The 15,661-nt window shown below is 61.4% G+C and carries 12 protein-coding genes and 3 pseudogenes; 9 read left to right on the top strand and 6 right to left on the bottom strand.

Annotation, left to right across the window (positions count from 1 at the left end):
* Positions 1 to 181: 181 nt before the first annotated feature.
* Together ACIGDJ_RS10375 and ACIGDJ_RS10370 are read right to left on the bottom strand one after the other, a co-directional pair.
* On the bottom strand, positions 182 to 1,165 hold the full coding sequence (locus ACIGDJ_RS10375) for a TauD/TfdA family dioxygenase (RefSeq protein ID WP_397479055.1): 984 nt from the start codon (positions 1,163 to 1,165) through the stop codon (positions 182 to 184).
* A 39-nt stretch (positions 1,166 to 1,204) separates the two neighbouring features.
* On the bottom strand, positions 1,205 to 1,945 hold the full coding sequence (locus ACIGDJ_RS10370; RefSeq protein WP_313004546.1) for an alpha/beta fold hydrolase: 741 nt from the start codon (positions 1,943 to 1,945) through the stop codon (positions 1,205 to 1,207).
* 136 nt (positions 1,946 to 2,081) lie between these two features.
* On the opposite strand from ACIGDJ_RS10370, the gene ACIGDJ_RS10365 reads away from it, so the two are divergent.
* Positions 2,082 to 3,215 (top strand): cupin-like domain-containing protein, encoded by a 1,134-nt coding sequence (locus ACIGDJ_RS10365; protein WP_397479075.1) that lies wholly within the window; start codon positions 2,082 to 2,084, stop codon positions 3,213 to 3,215.
* Positions 3,216 to 3,354: 139 nt separating this feature from the next.
* On the opposite strand, the gene ACIGDJ_RS10360 is transcribed toward ACIGDJ_RS10365, so the two are convergent.
* Entirely contained in the window at positions 3,355 to 4,527 is a 1,173-nt protein-coding gene (locus ACIGDJ_RS10360; RefSeq protein WP_397479054.1) for an MFS transporter, read from the bottom strand.
* 235 nt (positions 4,528 to 4,762) lie between these two features.
* On the opposite strand from ACIGDJ_RS10360, the gene ACIGDJ_RS10355 reads away from it, so the two are divergent.
* The 4 genes and pseudogenes from ACIGDJ_RS10355 to ACIGDJ_RS10340 all read left to right on the top strand — a co-directional run.
* Positions 4,763 to 5,563 (top strand): SDR family oxidoreductase, encoded by an 801-nt coding sequence (locus ACIGDJ_RS10355; protein ID WP_397479053.1) that lies wholly within the window; start codon positions 4,763 to 4,765, stop codon positions 5,561 to 5,563.
* Entirely contained in the window at positions 5,556 to 7,382 is a 1,827-nt protein-coding gene (locus ACIGDJ_RS10350; protein ID WP_397479052.1) for a glycoside hydrolase family 15 protein, read from the top strand. The genes ACIGDJ_RS10355 and ACIGDJ_RS10350 overlap by 8 nt, the downstream gene beginning before the upstream one ends.
* Before the next feature lie 310 nt (positions 7,383 to 7,692).
* Positions 7,693 to 8,082, top strand: a complete 390-nt coding sequence (locus tag ACIGDJ_RS10345; protein WP_101160133.1) for a hypothetical protein — start codon at positions 7,693 to 7,695, stop codon at positions 8,080 to 8,082.
* Between the two features lie 12 nt (positions 8,083 to 8,094).
* Positions 8,095 to 8,208, top strand: a pseudogene (locus ACIGDJ_RS10340) (NAD-dependent DNA ligase); the annotation flags it as partial.
* Here ACIGDJ_RS10340 and ACIGDJ_RS10335 read toward each other — a convergent pair.
* Positions 8,208 to 9,182, bottom strand: a pseudogene (locus tag ACIGDJ_RS10335) (GlxA family transcriptional regulator); the annotation flags it as partial. The pseudogenes ACIGDJ_RS10340 and ACIGDJ_RS10335 overlap by 1 nt on opposite strands.
* 89 nt (positions 9,183 to 9,271) lie before the next feature.
* On the opposite strand from ACIGDJ_RS10335, the gene inhA reads away from it, so the two are divergent.
* From inhA to ACIGDJ_RS10320, 3 genes and pseudogenes are all read left to right on the top strand, one after another.
* Positions 9,272 to 9,958 (top strand): isonitrile hydratase, encoded by a 687-nt coding sequence (inhA, locus tag ACIGDJ_RS10330; RefSeq protein WP_397479051.1) that lies wholly within the window; start codon positions 9,272 to 9,274, stop codon positions 9,956 to 9,958.
* A 250-nt stretch (positions 9,959 to 10,208) separates the two neighbouring features.
* A pseudogene (locus tag ACIGDJ_RS10325) lies at positions 10,209 to 10,998 on the top strand (type II CAAX prenyl endopeptidase Rce1 family protein).
* A 102-nt stretch (positions 10,999 to 11,100) separates the two neighbouring features.
* Positions 11,101 to 12,666, top strand: a complete 1,566-nt coding sequence (locus tag ACIGDJ_RS10320) for a PAS domain-containing methyl-accepting chemotaxis protein (RefSeq protein ID WP_101157393.1) — start codon at positions 11,101 to 11,103, stop codon at positions 12,664 to 12,666.
* A gap of 190 nt (positions 12,667 to 12,856) precedes the next feature.
* Here the strand turns inward: ACIGDJ_RS10320 and ACIGDJ_RS10315 are convergent, their stop codons facing one another.
* Together ACIGDJ_RS10315 and ACIGDJ_RS10310 are read right to left on the bottom strand one after the other, a co-directional pair.
* On the bottom strand, positions 12,857 to 13,210 hold the full coding sequence (locus tag ACIGDJ_RS10315) for a DUF6124 family protein (RefSeq protein WP_397479050.1): 354 nt from the start codon (positions 13,208 to 13,210) through the stop codon (positions 12,857 to 12,859).
* Between the two features lie 824 nt (positions 13,211 to 14,034).
* Positions 14,035 to 14,712, bottom strand: coding sequence for an alpha/beta family hydrolase (locus tag ACIGDJ_RS10310; RefSeq protein ID WP_397479049.1), 678 nt, complete (start codon positions 14,710 to 14,712; stop codon positions 14,035 to 14,037).
* A 92-nt stretch (positions 14,713 to 14,804) separates the two neighbouring features.
* On the opposite strand from ACIGDJ_RS10310, the gene ACIGDJ_RS10305 reads away from it, so the two are divergent.
* The coding region (locus ACIGDJ_RS10305) for a cbb3-type cytochrome c oxidase subunit I (RefSeq protein ID WP_397504551.1) at positions 14,805 to 15,661 on the top strand (857 nt) is incomplete at its 3' end.

The following is a 15,661-nucleotide window of genomic DNA, read 5'->3' as shown; positions in this document are numbered from 1 at the left end:
GTCCTTGCTGATCGGCGGCGTGACCTGGAGACCCGGTCGTATCAACAAGAACGAATGGCCCGCGCGACGATTTAGCGCGCCAGCTGCAATCGCGGCCCGACGGTACAAAGGCCAGACAGACAAATGCCGAAGCCGGGTACACGTCCGGCTTCGGCATTTGAGTTGAACAGTTGCGAAGCGCTCAGCGCACGTCCTGCGAATGCCCCTCGGCCATCGCCACGATGACTTTGCGCGGCCCTTCGAACGGCGAGCGCGCGTGGGCCGAGAGCATGTTGTCGAGCATCAGCACATCGCCCTCCTGCCAGGGGAAACTGATCGCACAATCGTCGAGCACCGCGCGAATCTGCGCCAGCACTTCATCTTCGATCGGCGAGCCGTCGCCGTAGTAGACGTTACGCGGCAGGTCCTCTTCATCGACGATGTCGAGCAGGCTTTCGCGCACGTCCGCTGGCAGGTTGGAGATGTGAAACAAGTGCGCCTGATTGAACCAGACGTGGTCGCCGGTCACCGGATGCACCGCCACCGCCTGACAGGTCTGGCGCGTGCGCAGCTCACCGTCGTCCTTCCACTCGCAGACAATGCCGTGAGCGTTGCAGTAGGCCTCGACGACCTCGCGGTCCTCGGTGTTGAACACGTCTTCCCAGGCCACATCCAGACCATTGCCGAAGTTGCGCACATACATCAGGCCTTTACTGACAAAACGCTCGCGAATCGCCACGGGAATGCGTCGGTAGACTTCGCGGCTGTCGGCAATCGGCGTTTCGCCTCCCGACCTGGCGGCTATCATGCTGTAGAACCAGATCTTCATCGGCCAGTCGCGGGAATAGGCCTGCTCGTTGTGCAGTGGAATGCTCTGGTGCGCCGGGTATTCGGTGGAGGTGTACACCCCTTGGGTGACGTTGGTACGCGGCGTCGAGCCGAACTCGTAGTTCAGCAATGGATGGCCGAAACTCGCGGCGAACTGGCGAAACTGCTCGGCGCCATCGAGGCGAAAACCGCGAAACAGTACACCGCCGTCACGCAGCAGATGCTCGTCGACCAACTCCTGCAATTCATCCAATACCGCCAACAGATCGGTGTCGGCATCGCTCGCCTCGACCAACAGCGGCAAGCGCCCGCGCTCCGGCAGCAGCGGCCGTACGGAAAATCCCAGAGCAACAGCCATGACTGGCCTCCTGAATATGCGTGATAGATAAGTCGCGTTTCAGAACGCCGGTTGCGCGGCCTGCGCATGGCGCCGGTGATGCACTTCCAGATGCGTCTTGATCGTGCGAATGACCCGCGCTTCATGCTCATGAATGAAGAAGTGCCCGCCGGTCATCATGTCCACCGAGAAACTGCCCAGGGTCTCTTTGCTCCAGCCGATCAGTTGTTCGGTGGTGGCGCGGTCTTCCTTGCCACCGAGCACGTGCACCGGGCAATTGAGCAGAGGCCGTTCGGCAGGCGTGAAACGTCCGCACATCATGAAGTCGGCGCGCAGCACCGGCAGCGTCAGGCTCATCAGCTCTTTATTGGCGAGGACTTCTTCGCGGGTGCCCTGAAAGGTGCGCAACTGTTCGATGAGTTCTTCATCACTGCGCGGTTCGGCAAAGCCGCGGTCGTAGTCGCTGCGCATGGACGGTGCGGCGGTGCCGGAGGCGAACAGCGCCAGCGGTTCGGGCTCGCCGAGCTCGCGCAAGGCATGGGCCATTTCGCAGGCGAGCAACGCGCCGAGGCTATGCCCGAACAGCGCATAAGGACCTTGCAGCCCCGGTTTGTGCTCGCGCGCCAGTTGTCGCGCCAGTGCACGCATGTCGGTTTGCAGGGGTTCATCGAACCGCGCGCCACGCCCGGGCAGTTCCACCGGTTGCAATTGCAGCCAGGTCGGCAGTTGGCGCCGCCAGCGGCTGTAAACCATGGCGCTGGCGCCCGAATAGGGCAGGCACAGCAATGTCAGCTTGGTCACCGCGCTTTCCTTGAAAAATGTGTCTGCAAGAAAGACGGATCACTGGCCGGACAAATTAGTCGCCCGGCCGCTAAATTCCCCCGACCGCGGCTCGTTGCCTGTTCAGGAAAAAAACAACAATCGCGAGGGCATCACCGTGGACCTGCAGAGCATTCTGGGCAAGTTGTTCGCCAACGCCGGCGCGGTCGGCATCGAGGGCGTTTTCCAGTTCATTTTCAGTGCGCAACGGGCGTACTGGTACGACATCAAGACCAGCCAGCACACGGAAGCCGGGCGCCACCCAAGCCCGGACGTGACCATCGAAGTCGCAGAAAAAGACTTTCTCGGGATCATGGCCGGCGTGGTCAATGTCGAGGAACTGTTCGCCAGCGGCCGCCTGAAGATCGGCGGCAACATGGGCCTGGCGACGATGCTGCCGCAGATTATCGACCACGCTCGCCAGGGTGGCGGCACGGTGGAAAAGGTCGATATGAACAAACGCTATCCGACGCCGCCGCGCTTCAGCGAAAAGCTCACTGCCGCGCTGCCTCGCCAGACCAGCATCGAACGCCGGGCGCGCGCCGAGTTGAGCCGGCACGAATTCGAAACCCGTTATCTGCCCAACGGCATTCCGTTGGTGATCAGCAATGCCCTGCGCGACTGGCCGTTGTTCAGCCTGAGCCGTGAGGAATCGCTGGTGCATTTCGCTGAACTGCAGGGCATCACCCGTCATGGCGATTACGTGAAGAAGACGTTTTCGACCGAACGTGATTTCCGCTCGACCTCAATGGCCGATTTCATCGCTTCGCTGGACAGCCCGGCGATCAAAGCGGCGGACGGCGAGCCGCCGGCGTACATGGGCAACAACATTCTGCCGGCGCAGTTGCTGCAACAGATTCAGTACCCGCCCTACTTCGACACCTCGCTGTTCATCCCGCCGCGCATCTGGATCGGCCCCAAAGGCACGCTGACGCCATTGCACCGCGATGACACCGACAACCTCTTCGCCCAGGTCTGGGGGCAGAAAAAATTCACCCTCGCCGCGCCGCATCACCGCGAAGCACTGGGCACCTGGTCGACTGCGCCCAAGGGCGGCCTGGATGGCTGCGATTTCAACCCGGACGCGCCGGACTATGAACGTTTCCCGGCTGCGCGGGAGGTGACTTTTTTGCAGGTGACGCTGGAGGCTGGGGATCTGCTTTTTTTGCCGGAGGGCTGGTTTCATCAAGTGGAGTCTGTGTCGACCTCGTTATCAGTCAATTTCTGGGTCAACTCTGGCCGAGGCTGGTAACCCAATCCCGTGTAGGAGCTGACGAGTGCAACGAGGCTGCGATCTTTTGATCTTGATCTTGATCTTCAAAATCCAAAGTCAAAGTCAAAGTCAAAAGATCGCAGCCTCGTTGCACTCGTCAGCTCCTACAACAGGATTGTTATTTCAAGTGACGGAAACTTTGAAACGCTGAAACCAGCACCACCGCCCCCGCCGCGATTGCCAGCCAGAACCCGCTACGTGCGCCAAAGGCATCGACCAACGCGCCGGAGCCGGCGGCGCCGATCGCCACACCGATGCTCAGCCCGGTCACCAGCCAGGTCAGGCCTTCGGTCAGTTTGGCTGGTGGCACGATGCGTTCGATCAACGCCATCGCGACGATCAGCGTCGGAGAGAAGAACAGCCCGGCGATAAATACCGCGATCGACAAGCCAAGGATGTTGCTCGCCAAAAGCAGCGGCAGCGTGGTCACTGCCGTCGCCACGCCGCCGTAGAGAAATAGGCGCGGCAGCGGCAGTTTCGAACGCATCGCACCGAAGGCGATGCCGGCCAGGCATGAGCCGATCGCGTACACCGACAAGACAATACTCGCCGCCGCAGGCTGGCCCTGCTGCTGGGCAAAGGCGACGCTGACCACGTCGATCACCCCTACGATCACGCCCATCGCCAGCATCAACGCCAGCAGCCATTGCACGTCGGTGGAGCGAATGATCGAGCCCTGATGCTGCGACTCCTGCGCGTGCACGGGCGGCTCGGTGCTGCGCTGGGCGACAAACGCCGTCACACCGATGGCCAGTGCCAACAACGCCGCCAACGGCCCGGCCTCGGGAAACACCGCGACCGACAAGCCCACCGACAGCGGCGGCCCGACGATAAAACACACCTCGTCGAGCACCGACTCCAGCGCATATGCCGTCTGCAATTGCGGCTGGCCACGGTAGATTTCGGTCCAGCGCGCGCGCACCATCGCCGACATGCTCGGCATGCACCCGGCCAGCGCGGCGAACACGAACAGCGTCCAGTGCGGCGCCTGCAAGCGCGTGCACAACAAGAGCATCAACAACCCGCCGCCACCGGTCAGCGCTGCAATAGGCAGCACCCGCCCCTGCCCATAACGGTCCACCAACCGCGACACCTGCGGCGCGCAAAACGCCGTGGCCAGAGCGAACGTCGCCGCCACCGCACCCGCCAGGGCATAACCGCCATTCAACTGCGCGAGCATGGTGATCAGGCCGATGCCGGTCATCGAAATCGGCATGCGCGCCAGCATCCCGGCCAGCACAAAAGCACGGGCGCCGGGGGCGGTGAACAATTCGCGGTAGGGGTTTGCCATCGATTGCAGCCTCATCAGGGGCGGCCAAGTTGCCACAGGCTTGAATGCCGTGGAAGCGCACAATTGTTAGCGGTCTGTGAAGGCCCCTTCGCTCGCACAGTCGAAATGCAGTCCCCTGTGGAAGCGAGCTTGCTGGCGAAGGGGCCGGCATCACCGCCGCTTTCTGCACCGAATGAACTCTCATGGCCCGCAACCAGTCAGCTGTCTATGCCCACCATTCGAGGCCCAGACATTCATGCAGATCTCCCTCGCCCGACAAGTAGCCCTCGTCACCGGCGCCAGCTCCGGCATCGGCCATGCCGCCGCCAAAGCACTGGCCGCCGCCGGCGCTGCGGTCGTGATCAACTACAACAGCAGCGCCAGACCCGCTGAAGCGCTGGCCGCGCAAATCAACGCCGAGGGCGGCAAGGCCCTCGCCATTGGTGCCGATGTTTCGAAAGAAGACGAGGTCGAGCGGCTGTTCGCCAAGACCGTCGACGCCTTCGGTTCGCTGGACATTCTGGTGGCCAATTCGGGGCTGCAAAAAGACGCTGCCGCCGTGGACATGACGCTCGATGAATGGAACAAGGTGATCGGCGTCAACCTCACCGGGCAGTTTCTCTGCGCGCGGGCAGCGTTGCGGATCTTCCAGCGTCAGGGCGTTCGCGCAGGCGTATCGCGCGCGGCTGGCAAGATCATTCACATGAGCTCGGTGCACCAGCGCATCCCATGGGCCGGGCATGTCAATTACGCGGCGTCCAAGGGCGGCGTCGATCAGTTGATGCAGAGCCTCGCCCAGGAAGTCAGCCACCAGCGCATCCGCATCAACAGCATCGCGCCCGGTGCGATCAGCACCGCGATCAACGCTGAAGCCACCGCAGGCGCGGCCGGCGAAAAACTCCTCGAACTGATTCCCTACGGCCGTATTGGCGATGTCGAGGACGTTGCCAATGCGGTGGTGTTCCTCGCTTCCGACCTGTCCGACTACATCGTCGGCACCACCCTGTTCATCGATGGCGGGATGAGCCTCTATCCGGAGTTTCGCGGCAATGGCTGAGCCTGAAATCGAACAACAAAGCGCCATTGATGCACATGGCATCATCGGCGACATGCGCAGCGCCGCGCTGGTCAATGACAAGGGCAGCGTGGATTTTTTCTGCTGGCCGGAGTTCGACAGCCCGACGATTTTCTGCTCGCTGCTGGACACCCCTGACGCAGGCATTTTCCAACTCGCGCCGGACCTGCCGGATGCGCGCCGCGAACAGATTTATCTGCCCGACACCAATGTCTTGCAAACCCGTTGGCTGAGCGAACACGCGGTGGTGGAAATCACCGATCTGTTGCCCATCGGTGACGACGTCGACGCCTTGCCCCTGCTGATGCGCCGGGTGCGGGTCGTCAGCGGTTCGGCGACATTCAATCTGCGCTGCGCGGTGCGCCACGATTATGGCCGCGCGCAAACCCGGGCAGAGATGGACGAGCGAGACGTAACGTTCAGTGCTGCCGGCCAGCCGTCGATTCGCCTTTCCTCTGATCAGGCACTGCAAATCGACGCACAAGCCGCCGTCGCGCAGTTCACCCTCAAGCACAATGAAACCGCCGCGTTCATGCTCGGCGGCAGCGACGACCCGCGTTTTGCCGAAGGCGCCGCCGAGCTGTGCATGCAGCGCACTTTGAAATTCTGGCGCGGCTGGATCGGCCAATCCAACTATCGCGGGCGCTGGCGGGAAATGGTCAATCGCTCAGCCCTCGCCCTGAAACTGCTGACCTCGCGCCGCCAGGGCGCGATTCTCGCCGCCGCTACTTTCGGCCTGCCGGAGACCCCCGGCGGCGAGCGCAATTGGGATTATCGCTACACATGGATCCGCGACGCGTCGTTCACCGTGTATGCGTTCATGCGTCTGGGCTTCGTCGACGAGGCCAACCACTACATGCAGTGGCTGCGCGGGCGGGTCAGCGATTGCTGTGGCAAACCGATGAAACTCAACATCCTCTATGCCATCGATGGCCAACAGGAGTTGCCGGAAACCGAGCTGACGCATCTGGCCGGCCACGGCGGCGCGCAGCCGGTGCGCATCGGCAACGGCGCTTATGAGCAAGTCCAGCTCGACATCTTCGGCGAGCTGATGGACGCGGTGTATCTGGTCAACAAATACGGTGACGCGATTTCCCATGAAGGCTGGCGGCACGTCGGCGAAGTGGTCGATCAGGTCTGTGAGGCCTGGCAGAGCGAAGATGTCGGCATCTGGGAAATGCGCGGCGAGACTCATCACTTCCTGCACTCGCGCCTGATGTGCTGGGTTGCCCTGGACCGCGCAATCCGTCTGGCCTCCAAGCGTTCGCTGCCGGCACCGTTTGCCCGTTGGGATCAGACCCGCCAAGCCATCTACACCGACATCTGGGACAACTTCTGGGACGAAGAACGCGGCCATTTCGTCCAGTACAAAGGCGGCACCGCGCTGGACGGCTCGATGCTGCTGATGCCACTGGTGCGCTTCGTCAGCGCCAAGGATCCGCGCTGGCTGTCGACCCTCGAAGCCATCGAAAAAACCCTTGTGCGCGACGGCATGGTCTATCGCTACCGCAACGACGACGCCAACATCGATGGCCTCACAGGCACGGAAGGCGCGTTTGCCGCCTGCTCGTTCTGGTACGTCGAATGCCTGGCCCGGGCCGGGCAGGTGGAAAAAGCCCATCTGGAGTTTGAACAATTGCTGCGATATGCCAACCCGCTGGGGCTGTACGCCGAAGAGTTCGACAGCCATGGCCGCCACCTGGGCAACACGCCGCAAGCCCTGACGCATCTGGCGTTGATCAGTGCGGCGAGCTTTCTTGATCGCAAGTTGAGTGGCGAGAAGAGTTCCTGGCAGCCATAGCGCTGACTGCTTTTTCGCCAGCGCTTGTCAGACCGATCCCTGATCCAGAGGTATTTTTCAACAACGGGCCTTACGCCAGACAACTGGCTCAGGCCCGTGCCCGCCGTCAAACCTGCGCAGCGGTTACGTCTGACGACAGTCTGTGTAAAAACCGCGCCTGCAAAAACCACTCACGTCACGTTGAAACGCTTCCCGCAACGTGCGCTTACACCCCGAAATACCTTGTTGCCAGCCGTTACATCCACACCTACCATCCAACGCAACGGGCACAGCGGAGCTGTCCAACCACCCCCGAATTCAAGGAAACGGAATGCCTCACCACGTCCAGCGCAGCATCGCCTCCCCCCTTCGCACCGGGCTGACCCGCACCCAGCTCTGGGAAGGCGCCGACAAGGGCCTGATCAAATGCTGGGAAATCGGCCGCCAGCGCGCCGAACGCTTTCCCGAACTGGCCCAGCGCTGCCTGGCCGGTGAACTGCCAGTGCTGGGCTGGAAGGGTGGCGTCAGTCGCAGCCTGAAGAAAAACGAGAAGTACGGCTCGCTGAAATACCTGGCGCAGTGGCAAGGCTTGCGCGGTGAGGATCTGGACATTGAGCTGGCGCAGGAGCGTTCTTTGACGTGCTCACGGACGAAGATGAAGGTGACGTTTACGCCGGACCGGACCAAGTATTTCAATCAGGTGGCGGAAGTTGAGGCTTAAGGAGAGGCAGAAATGGTCGATTTACATCAGGAGTTTCAAAGCAGCGGTTTCTTTCACGAAGCGCGTATTGATCGTCGCTCTGCGGATGCCTTGGTTGGTGTCGCAGCGGGACTTGCCCCTGAAGGCATTGGATCTGTTGCAACGCTGACCGAAAACCGCTCCCGATAAGCCTGCGGCGTCACGCCAATGGCTCGCAGAAAACTGCGCCGCAGCGTCTCTTCACTGCCGAAACCGCAATTGGCGGCGATGCGTTTGACCGGCAGGCCGGTGTCGCTGAGCAGCCGCCGGGCGGTTTCCACGCGAATCAACTCGATCGCCCGCGCCGGGGTCTGGCCGGTGTCGGCGCGGTAGTGGCGGATGAAGCTGCGTTCGCTCATGCCGGCCTGTTCGGCGAGGGTGGGGATGCCGAGTTCGCAGGTCAGGTTTTCCGCAATCCAGGCGTGGAGTTCATCGAAGCGGTTGCCTTGTTGTTGCAGCGACAGCGTCACGCTGAATTGCGACTGCCCGCCCGGGCGTTTCAGGAAGACGACCAAGTGCCGGGCGACGTCGAGGGCGATGTCGCGACCGAGGTCTTCTTCGACCATGGCCAACGCCAGATCGATGCCTGCCGTGACGCCGGCCGAGGTCCACACCGGGCCGTCGTTGATGAAAATCGGATTGGCTTCCACCTGCAGATTGGGATGTTGCGCGGCCAATTGCTCGCAGCGCGTCCAGTGGGTGACCACGCGGCGGCCATCGAGCCAGCCGCTGGCGGCGAGCAAAAAGGCCCCGGTGCACACCGAAGCCACGCGACGGCAATGAATGCCGTGCTGGCGCACCCAGTCGACCAATTGCTGGTCTTCGGCGGCGGGATAAATGCCCCAGCCGCCAGCGATGATCAACGTGTCGCTGGGCGTTTGTGGCAACGGTTCGGCCAGCACCGCCAACCCCGCCGATGACATCACCGCCCCGCCGCCGCTGGCGATCACGCTCGGCGCATAGGGCGTCGGCATGCCGCGCTGGCGCGCAAGATCGTTGGCCGAGGCGAACACCTGCAACGGCCCGGTGACATCGAGAATCTGCATGTTGGCAAACGCGAGGACGTGAATGGCTTTGGGCATTTGGCGTAATTCGTGGGGTGATTGGCGTATGCGCCAGAACCTACGCGCCTACAGTGCAGTCGTCCACTTCTTTCAACGGAGCCAGAACGATGACGCTGCAGATCGGTTTTCTATTATTCCCGCAGGTTCAGCAACTCGACCTGACCGGCCCTTACGACGTGCTCGCCTCGTTGCCCGGCGTGCAGGTGCATCTGGTCTGGAAGGACCTGATGCCGGTGACGTCCAGCACGGGTTTGCTGCTCAAACCGACCACAACCTTCGACGATTGCCCGAATCTGGACGTGATTTGCGTGCCCGGCGGTGGCGGCGTCGGGCCGCTGATGGAAGACCAGCAGACGCTGGACTTCATCAAACGCCAGGCCGCCCAGGCACGTTACGTGACCTCGGTGTGCACCGGCTCGCTGGTGCTCGGCGCGGCGGGTCTGCTGAGGGGCAAACACGCGACTACGCATTGGGCTTATCACGAGTTGCTGCCGACGCTGGGGGCAATTGCGGTGAAGGATCGGGTGGTGCGTGATGGCAATCTTTTTACCGGTGGCGGGATCACCGCCGGAATCGATTTCGCTTTGGTGCTGGCGGCGGAACTGGTCGATGCCGACACGGCGCAACTGGTGCAGTTGCAACTGGAATATGCGCCGGCCCCGCCGTTCAATGCCGGCAGCCCGGACGTGGCACCGAGTGCAGTGGTCGATGAAGCACGGCTGCGCGCGGCGCCTTCGCTGACGTTGCGCACGGAGATTACCGAGCGCGCGGCGGCCAAGCTGGGCCTGCGCTGATACCGAACGCCCAGCGATTTCTGCGTGAAATGATCCAATGTGGGAGCGGGCTTGCTCGCGAATGCGCTGTGTCAGTCACCTATTCTGTATCGGTGACACCCCATTCGCGAGCAAGCCCGCTTCCACATTGGGTTCTGTATATGACTATCGAGCGTTGCGTTGTCCCGGTTTTTTCGCCACACCTTCACTTGTCCCACCTCCCTCGCCCATGTAGAAAGCCCCTTCCAGAAATCTCGCACAAGGACTTTGGATGAAGGCGCTGCCCTGGCTTTATCTCGCGCTGCTCAGCCTCGGCTACGGACTGGCCCTGAGCTACGGCCAACTTGGTTGGCTGGCATTGATCTCCGTGGGGCTGTTGCTGTTCGCCGCGTTCGCCGTGCGCCAGCAACAGGTGCCGGTCGCGCTGGCTCGGCCATGGCCTGTTCATTGTTTTGGCCGTGGCGCTGGCGCTGCATTGGCTGCCGGGTTTTGCCAATGGCCGCGTGATCAACCCGCAACGTTTTACTGACGACGCCGTGCCGTTCGCGATGTACCTCAACCTCGACAAGCCGCTGGTGGGCTTCTGGCTGCTGCTGGTCTGCCCGTGGATTGTTGCGCGGCGTTCGTTGCGCCTGACTGTTTATGCCACCGCCCTCGCCCTGACGTTATGCGCGGTACTCGCCCTCGGCGGCGCGCTGTTGCTCGGTGTGATCACCTGGGCGCCGAAGTGGCCGGATCAGGCCTGGCTGTGGGTGCTGAACAATCTGCTGCTGGTGACGCTGGTCGAGGAAGCGCTCTTTCGCGGCTATATACAGGGCGGACTCAGCCATCGCTTCAAGCACCTGCCATATGGCGACAACCTCGCGCTGCTGTTGGCTTCGCTGCTGTTTGGCCTGGCGCATGCCGGCGCCGGCTGGACCTGGGTGTTACTGGCGGGACTGGCCGGGGTCGGCTATGGTCTGGCCTACCGTTTCGGCGGCCTGGGCGCAGCGATCGCCACGCATTTGGGCTTGAACCTGCTGCACTTCGGCCTGTTCACCTATCCGATGCTGGCCAATTGACGCAAGCGCCGTTTTGCGACGGCGTACTTAAATCTGAAAAAAAACTTCAATAAAAACCTGTCAGCGCCGACAACCTTTCAAAGCCTTGCGGATTGAAAAACCATGCGTAACAACCAGCCCATTACACAACGCGAGCGGACCTTTCCAGCTCAGCAACGGTTGATTTCCACCACCGATGCCAAGGGCGTGATCACCTACTGCAACGACGATTTCGTCGAAATCAGCGGGTTTTCGCGGGATGAACTGATCCGTGCGCCGCACAATCTGGTTCGCCATCCAGACGTGCCGTCGGCGGTGTTCGCGCACATGTGGGGCACGCTGAAACAAGGCTTGCCATGGATGGGCATTGTCAAGAATCGCTGCAAGTCCGGTGACCATTATTGGGTGAACGCCTATGTCACACCGGTGTTTGATGGCAGCCAGGTGATCGGTTACGAGTCGGTGCGCGTCAAGCCCACCGCCGAACAGATCCGCCGCGCCGAAGCGCTCTACCAACGCATCAATCAGGGCAAGTCGGCGATTCCATCCACCGATAAATGGCTGCCGATCCTGCAGGACTGGCTGCCGTTCATTCTGGTCAGCCAATTGAGCTTCATGATTGGCGCGACGCTGACCTCGCAATGGGGCTTTGCCCTCGCCGCCGCGCTGTCGGTGCCGCTGGGCCTGATGGGCCTGCAATGGCAGCAACGCGGGCTCAAGCGCCTGCTGCGCCTGGCCGAACAAACCACCTCCGACCCGCTGATCGCGCAGATGTACACCGACAGCCGTGGCGCGCAGGCGCGTCTGGAAATGTCGATCCTCAGCCAGGAAGCTCGCTTGAAAACCTGCCTGACCCGCCTGCAGGATACCGCCGAACACTTGACCGATCAGGCCAAGCAGTCCGATGCCCTCGCGCACAACAGCTCGACCGGTCTGGAACGCCAGCGCGTGGAAACCGAACAGGTCGCCACCGCCGTCAACCAGATGGCCGCCACCACCCAGGAAGTCGCCAGCCACGTTCAACGCACCGCTGACGCCACCCAGGAGGCCAACCGCCTCACCGGTCGCGGCCGCGACATCGCCGGTGAAACCCGCGAAGCCATTCAGCGTCTGTCGGTCGTCGTCGGCGAAACCGGCCTGACCGTGACGCAACTGGCCAAGGACAGCGACGAAATCGGCGGCGTGGTCGACGTGATCAAAGGCATCGCCGACCAGACCAACCTGCTCGCCCTCAACGCCGCCATCGAAGCGGCCCGTGCCGGTGAAATGGGCCGTGGTTTTGCCGTAGTGGCCGACGAAGTCCGTCAACTGGCACAACGCACCAGCGAATCGACCGGGCAGATTCACGCCCTGATCGCCAAGCTGCAACAGACCGCCTCCAGCGCCGTGCAAACCATGGAAGCCGGGCATCGCCAGGCTGAAGAAGGCGTGGCTCGGGTACTAGAGGCGGATCAGGCTCTGGTCGGCATCAGCGAAGCAGTGGCCAACATCACCGACATGACCACCCAGATCGCCGCCGCGACCGAAGAGCAAAGTGCGGTGGCTGAAGAGATCAGCCGCAACATCAGCAACATTTCGGAGTTGGCTGATCAGACGTCCGAGCAGGCGCAAAACTCTGCGTTGTTGAGTGAAGAGCTGACGAAGACGGCCAACACGCAGTATTCGTTGGTGGCGCGGTTTAACCGCTAACAGCAAAAGATCGCAGCCTGGGGCAGCTCCTACAGATAATCGTAGGAGCTGCCCCAGGCTGCGATCTTTTGACCTTGGAAGCCCGGACCGCGAAAGCTGTCCGGGCTTTTGTTCTTGATAGGGAATTTTTGGTGTCTGGCAAGCCGCCATCGCGAGCCTGCTCGCGAAGGGGCCATAACAACCAACGCGATTATTGAGGCAACTTCAGCTTATCCAGCAGTCGATTGACCAACAGTTCGTTGAGCATGATCACCTGTTGCAGCGCCAGCAGTGGTTTGCGTTCCGGGCCGCCTATTGAGTTGGCGATATTACCGGCCATGGCATGCGCGTATGAAAGCGACTCGCAAGCCTCAACCAACAGGGTTTCGTCATCCAGCGTGGGGTCGACAAAATAGACCGGGCGATATTTTGGCGAACTTGGCGGGGCTGCCAGGTCTTCAGGTTTGAGGTAGTAATCGAGGGCGCGGTCGGTGGCTTCCTGGACTTTTTGCGGATCGAACGCGGGGTCGTGGGGGATTGGCGGGTTGGGGGTTACTTTGAACATGATGAAACTCCTATTGCAGATTCAAGGAGCCATCACCTTCGCTACCAAACGAGGGTGGCGGCCATACGCGGGTTGGTAGACCGGCTGCAATAGGAACCCGGCGCCCGCGAACGAGCCCCACGCATGACCACCATATAAACCGAGCCCCCAAAAAAGGACGGTATTAAGGCGTAGACATACGGCCATTACAGACGGGCTACCAAACCCGATCACTACTTTCTGTCAGTGACCGAGAAACGATATAGCCAACCTCATGGCCGCGTAAGCCGGCGGATTCTGGCGTACGCGTAGGCAACGGCGCAAGGAGTTGTAGCCGGGATGGCGTAACGAATCGTGTAGTTTAAACGGGGTTATTTGATGCTGTTTAAGTGCAGGCATTGCCTCTGACGGGCTGGTGGTTTGAGGTCGTCTGGAAGGGAGCTTTCGCGAGCAGGCTCGCTTCCACAGAAAAGCAAAATCAAAAGATCGCAGCCTTCGGCAGCTCCTACACGATGAGCGTTAGCTCGAGTGCTTTTGATCTTGCTTTTGATCCACCGGCGACGTCGAAGGCTGAGTGGAGGGATTGATCCGGGCGTGGGAGCGCAGCGACCGAACGACGCAGTCGAACACAGCGCAAGGAGGTGCAGCGAAGCAAACCGTAGCCGCTGCGCCCGGATCAGTCCCGGAGCGAAGGGACCCGAGCCTGCGAGGGCCGAACGCAGGCGCTAGCGTTTTTTGCTTACTTTTTTACTGGGCCGGCATTCCGGGCGCTTGTAAAAAAGTAAGTCGCCGTCAGGCGAAACCGCCAGCCGCAACGCCCGCAGCAACGGATATGCCCCCACCCCTCACCGCAAAAACAAAGCCACCTCCCGCGCAGCACTATCCAAATGATCCGCATGCGTAAAACCGGAAACCTTCAACGGCTTCAAATCATGATCGCCAGCCGCCAGCCACATCACCTCAATACTCGGTGACAAGCTGTAAGCCGCAACCGCCTCGCGATTCCCCAGAGCATCCCGCTCCCCCTGCACAATCAACGCCCGCGTGCGCAGCGAAGCCAAATGTTCAACCCGCGGTTTCTCCGGCTTGCCCACCGCATAAAACGGGTACCCCAGACACACCAACGCATCCACCCCCAGCTCATCCGCCACCAGACTCGCCATCCGCCCGCCCATCGACTTCCCGCCAATCGCCAAAACCCCAGCGACATGACGCCGCACAAGCGCAAACACTTCCCGCCAGCAATCCTGCAGTTTCGCCGCAGGATTCGGCGGACGTTTAACACCGTCGACCCGCCGCTGCGCCATATACGGAAACTCAAAGCGCAACACGTTGACCCCAAGCCCGGCAAGGCGCCCAGCCATGTCATTCATCCAGTCACTGTCCATTGGTGCCCCAGCACCGTGGGCGAGGATCAACGTCGCCGAAGCCTCGCCCGACGCGTCGTTCCAAAGCCATCCATGATCGAGCACACACTGCGCCCATTGATCCCCGTCAATACTGGCCTTGTGCTGTTTGTCCATGCTTGCCTCGCTTTTAGTCTGCCTATAACTCCAGGCGAAGGATTCGCGCGGTTTGCGCGCGCTCACTTCGGCTGAACCGTGGATGGGGAACCATGAACACTTCTATCAGTACCGCCTACAACTACAAGGTGGTCCGCCAATTCGCCATTATGACGGTGGTGTGGGGCATCGTCGGCATGGGCCTCGGGGTTTTTCTCGCGGCGCAATTGGTCTGGCCGCAACTCAACTTCGATTTGCCCTGGACCAGTTTCGGCCGCCTGCGCCCATTGCACACCAACGCGGTGATCTTCGCCTTCGGTGGCTGCGCGCTGTTCGCCAGTTCGTTCTACTCGGTGCAACGCACCTGCCAGACGCAGTTGTTTGCACCAAAAATCGCCGCGTTCTGCTTCTGGGGCTGGCAACTGGTGATCCTGCTGGCGGCGATCAGCCTGCCGCTGGGTTACACCAGTTCCAAGGAATACGCCGAGCTGGAATGGCCGATCGACATTCTGATCACCATCGTCTGGGTCGCCTACGCGATCGTGTTCTTCGGCACGATCATGCAGCGCAAGACCAAGCACATCTATGTCGGCAACTGGTTCTTCGGCGCGTTCATCATCACCGTGGCGATTCTGCACATCGTCAACAACCTTGAGTTGCCGGTGAGTTTCACCAAGTCCTACTCGTTGTACGCCGGCGCAACCGACGCGATGGTGCAGTGGTGGTACGGCCACAACGCCGTAGGCTTTTTCCTCACCGCAGGCTTCCTCGGCATGATGTATTACTTCGTGCCGAAACAGGCCGAGCGTCCGGTGTATTCGTATCGCCTGTCGATCGTGCACTTCTGGGCGTTGATCACCCTGTACATCTGGGCCGGCCCGCACCACTTGCACTACACCGCCCTGCCGGACTGGGCGCAGTCGCTGGGCATGGTGATGTCGCTGATCCTGCTGGCACCGAGCTGGGGCGG

Source organism: Pseudomonas sp. NPDC079367 (genome assembly GCF_044542195.1).
GTDB lineage: Bacteria > Pseudomonadota > Gammaproteobacteria > Pseudomonadales > Pseudomonadaceae > Aquipseudomonas.
The sequence above is the reverse complement of the archived record's forward strand: the minus strand, read 5'-3'. Positions and strand labels throughout refer to the sequence as shown.

Coding starts and splice junctions, on each gene's coding strand:
- ACIGDJ_RS10360 (WP_397479054.1), bottom strand. CDS start 4,527: ATGGCAAACCCCTACCGCGAATTGTTCACCGCCCCCGGCGCCCGTGCT.
- ACIGDJ_RS10310 (WP_397479049.1), bottom strand. CDS start 14,712: ATGGACAAACAGCACAAGGCCAGTATTGACGGGGATCAATGGGCGCAG.
- ACIGDJ_RS10375 (WP_397479055.1), bottom strand. CDS start 1,165: ATGGCTGTTGCTCTGGGATTTTCCGTACGGCCGCTGCTGCCGGAGCGC.
- ACIGDJ_RS10355 (WP_397479053.1), top strand. CDS start 4,763: ATGCAGATCTCCCTCGCCCGACAAGTAGCCCTCGTCACCGGCGCCAGC.
- ACIGDJ_RS10345 (WP_101160133.1), top strand. CDS start 7,693: ATGCCTCACCACGTCCAGCGCAGCATCGCCTCCCCCCTTCGCACCGGG.
- ACIGDJ_RS10315 (WP_397479050.1), bottom strand. CDS start 13,210: ATGTTCAAAGTAACCCCCAACCCGCCAATCCCCCACGACCCCGCGTTC.
- ACIGDJ_RS10320 (WP_101157393.1), top strand. CDS start 11,101: ATGCGTAACAACCAGCCCATTACACAACGCGAGCGGACCTTTCCAGCT.
- ACIGDJ_RS10350 (WP_397479052.1), top strand. CDS start 5,556: ATGGCTGAGCCTGAAATCGAACAACAAAGCGCCATTGATGCACATGGC.
- inhA (WP_397479051.1), top strand. CDS start 9,272: ATGACGCTGCAGATCGGTTTTCTATTATTCCCGCAGGTTCAGCAACTC.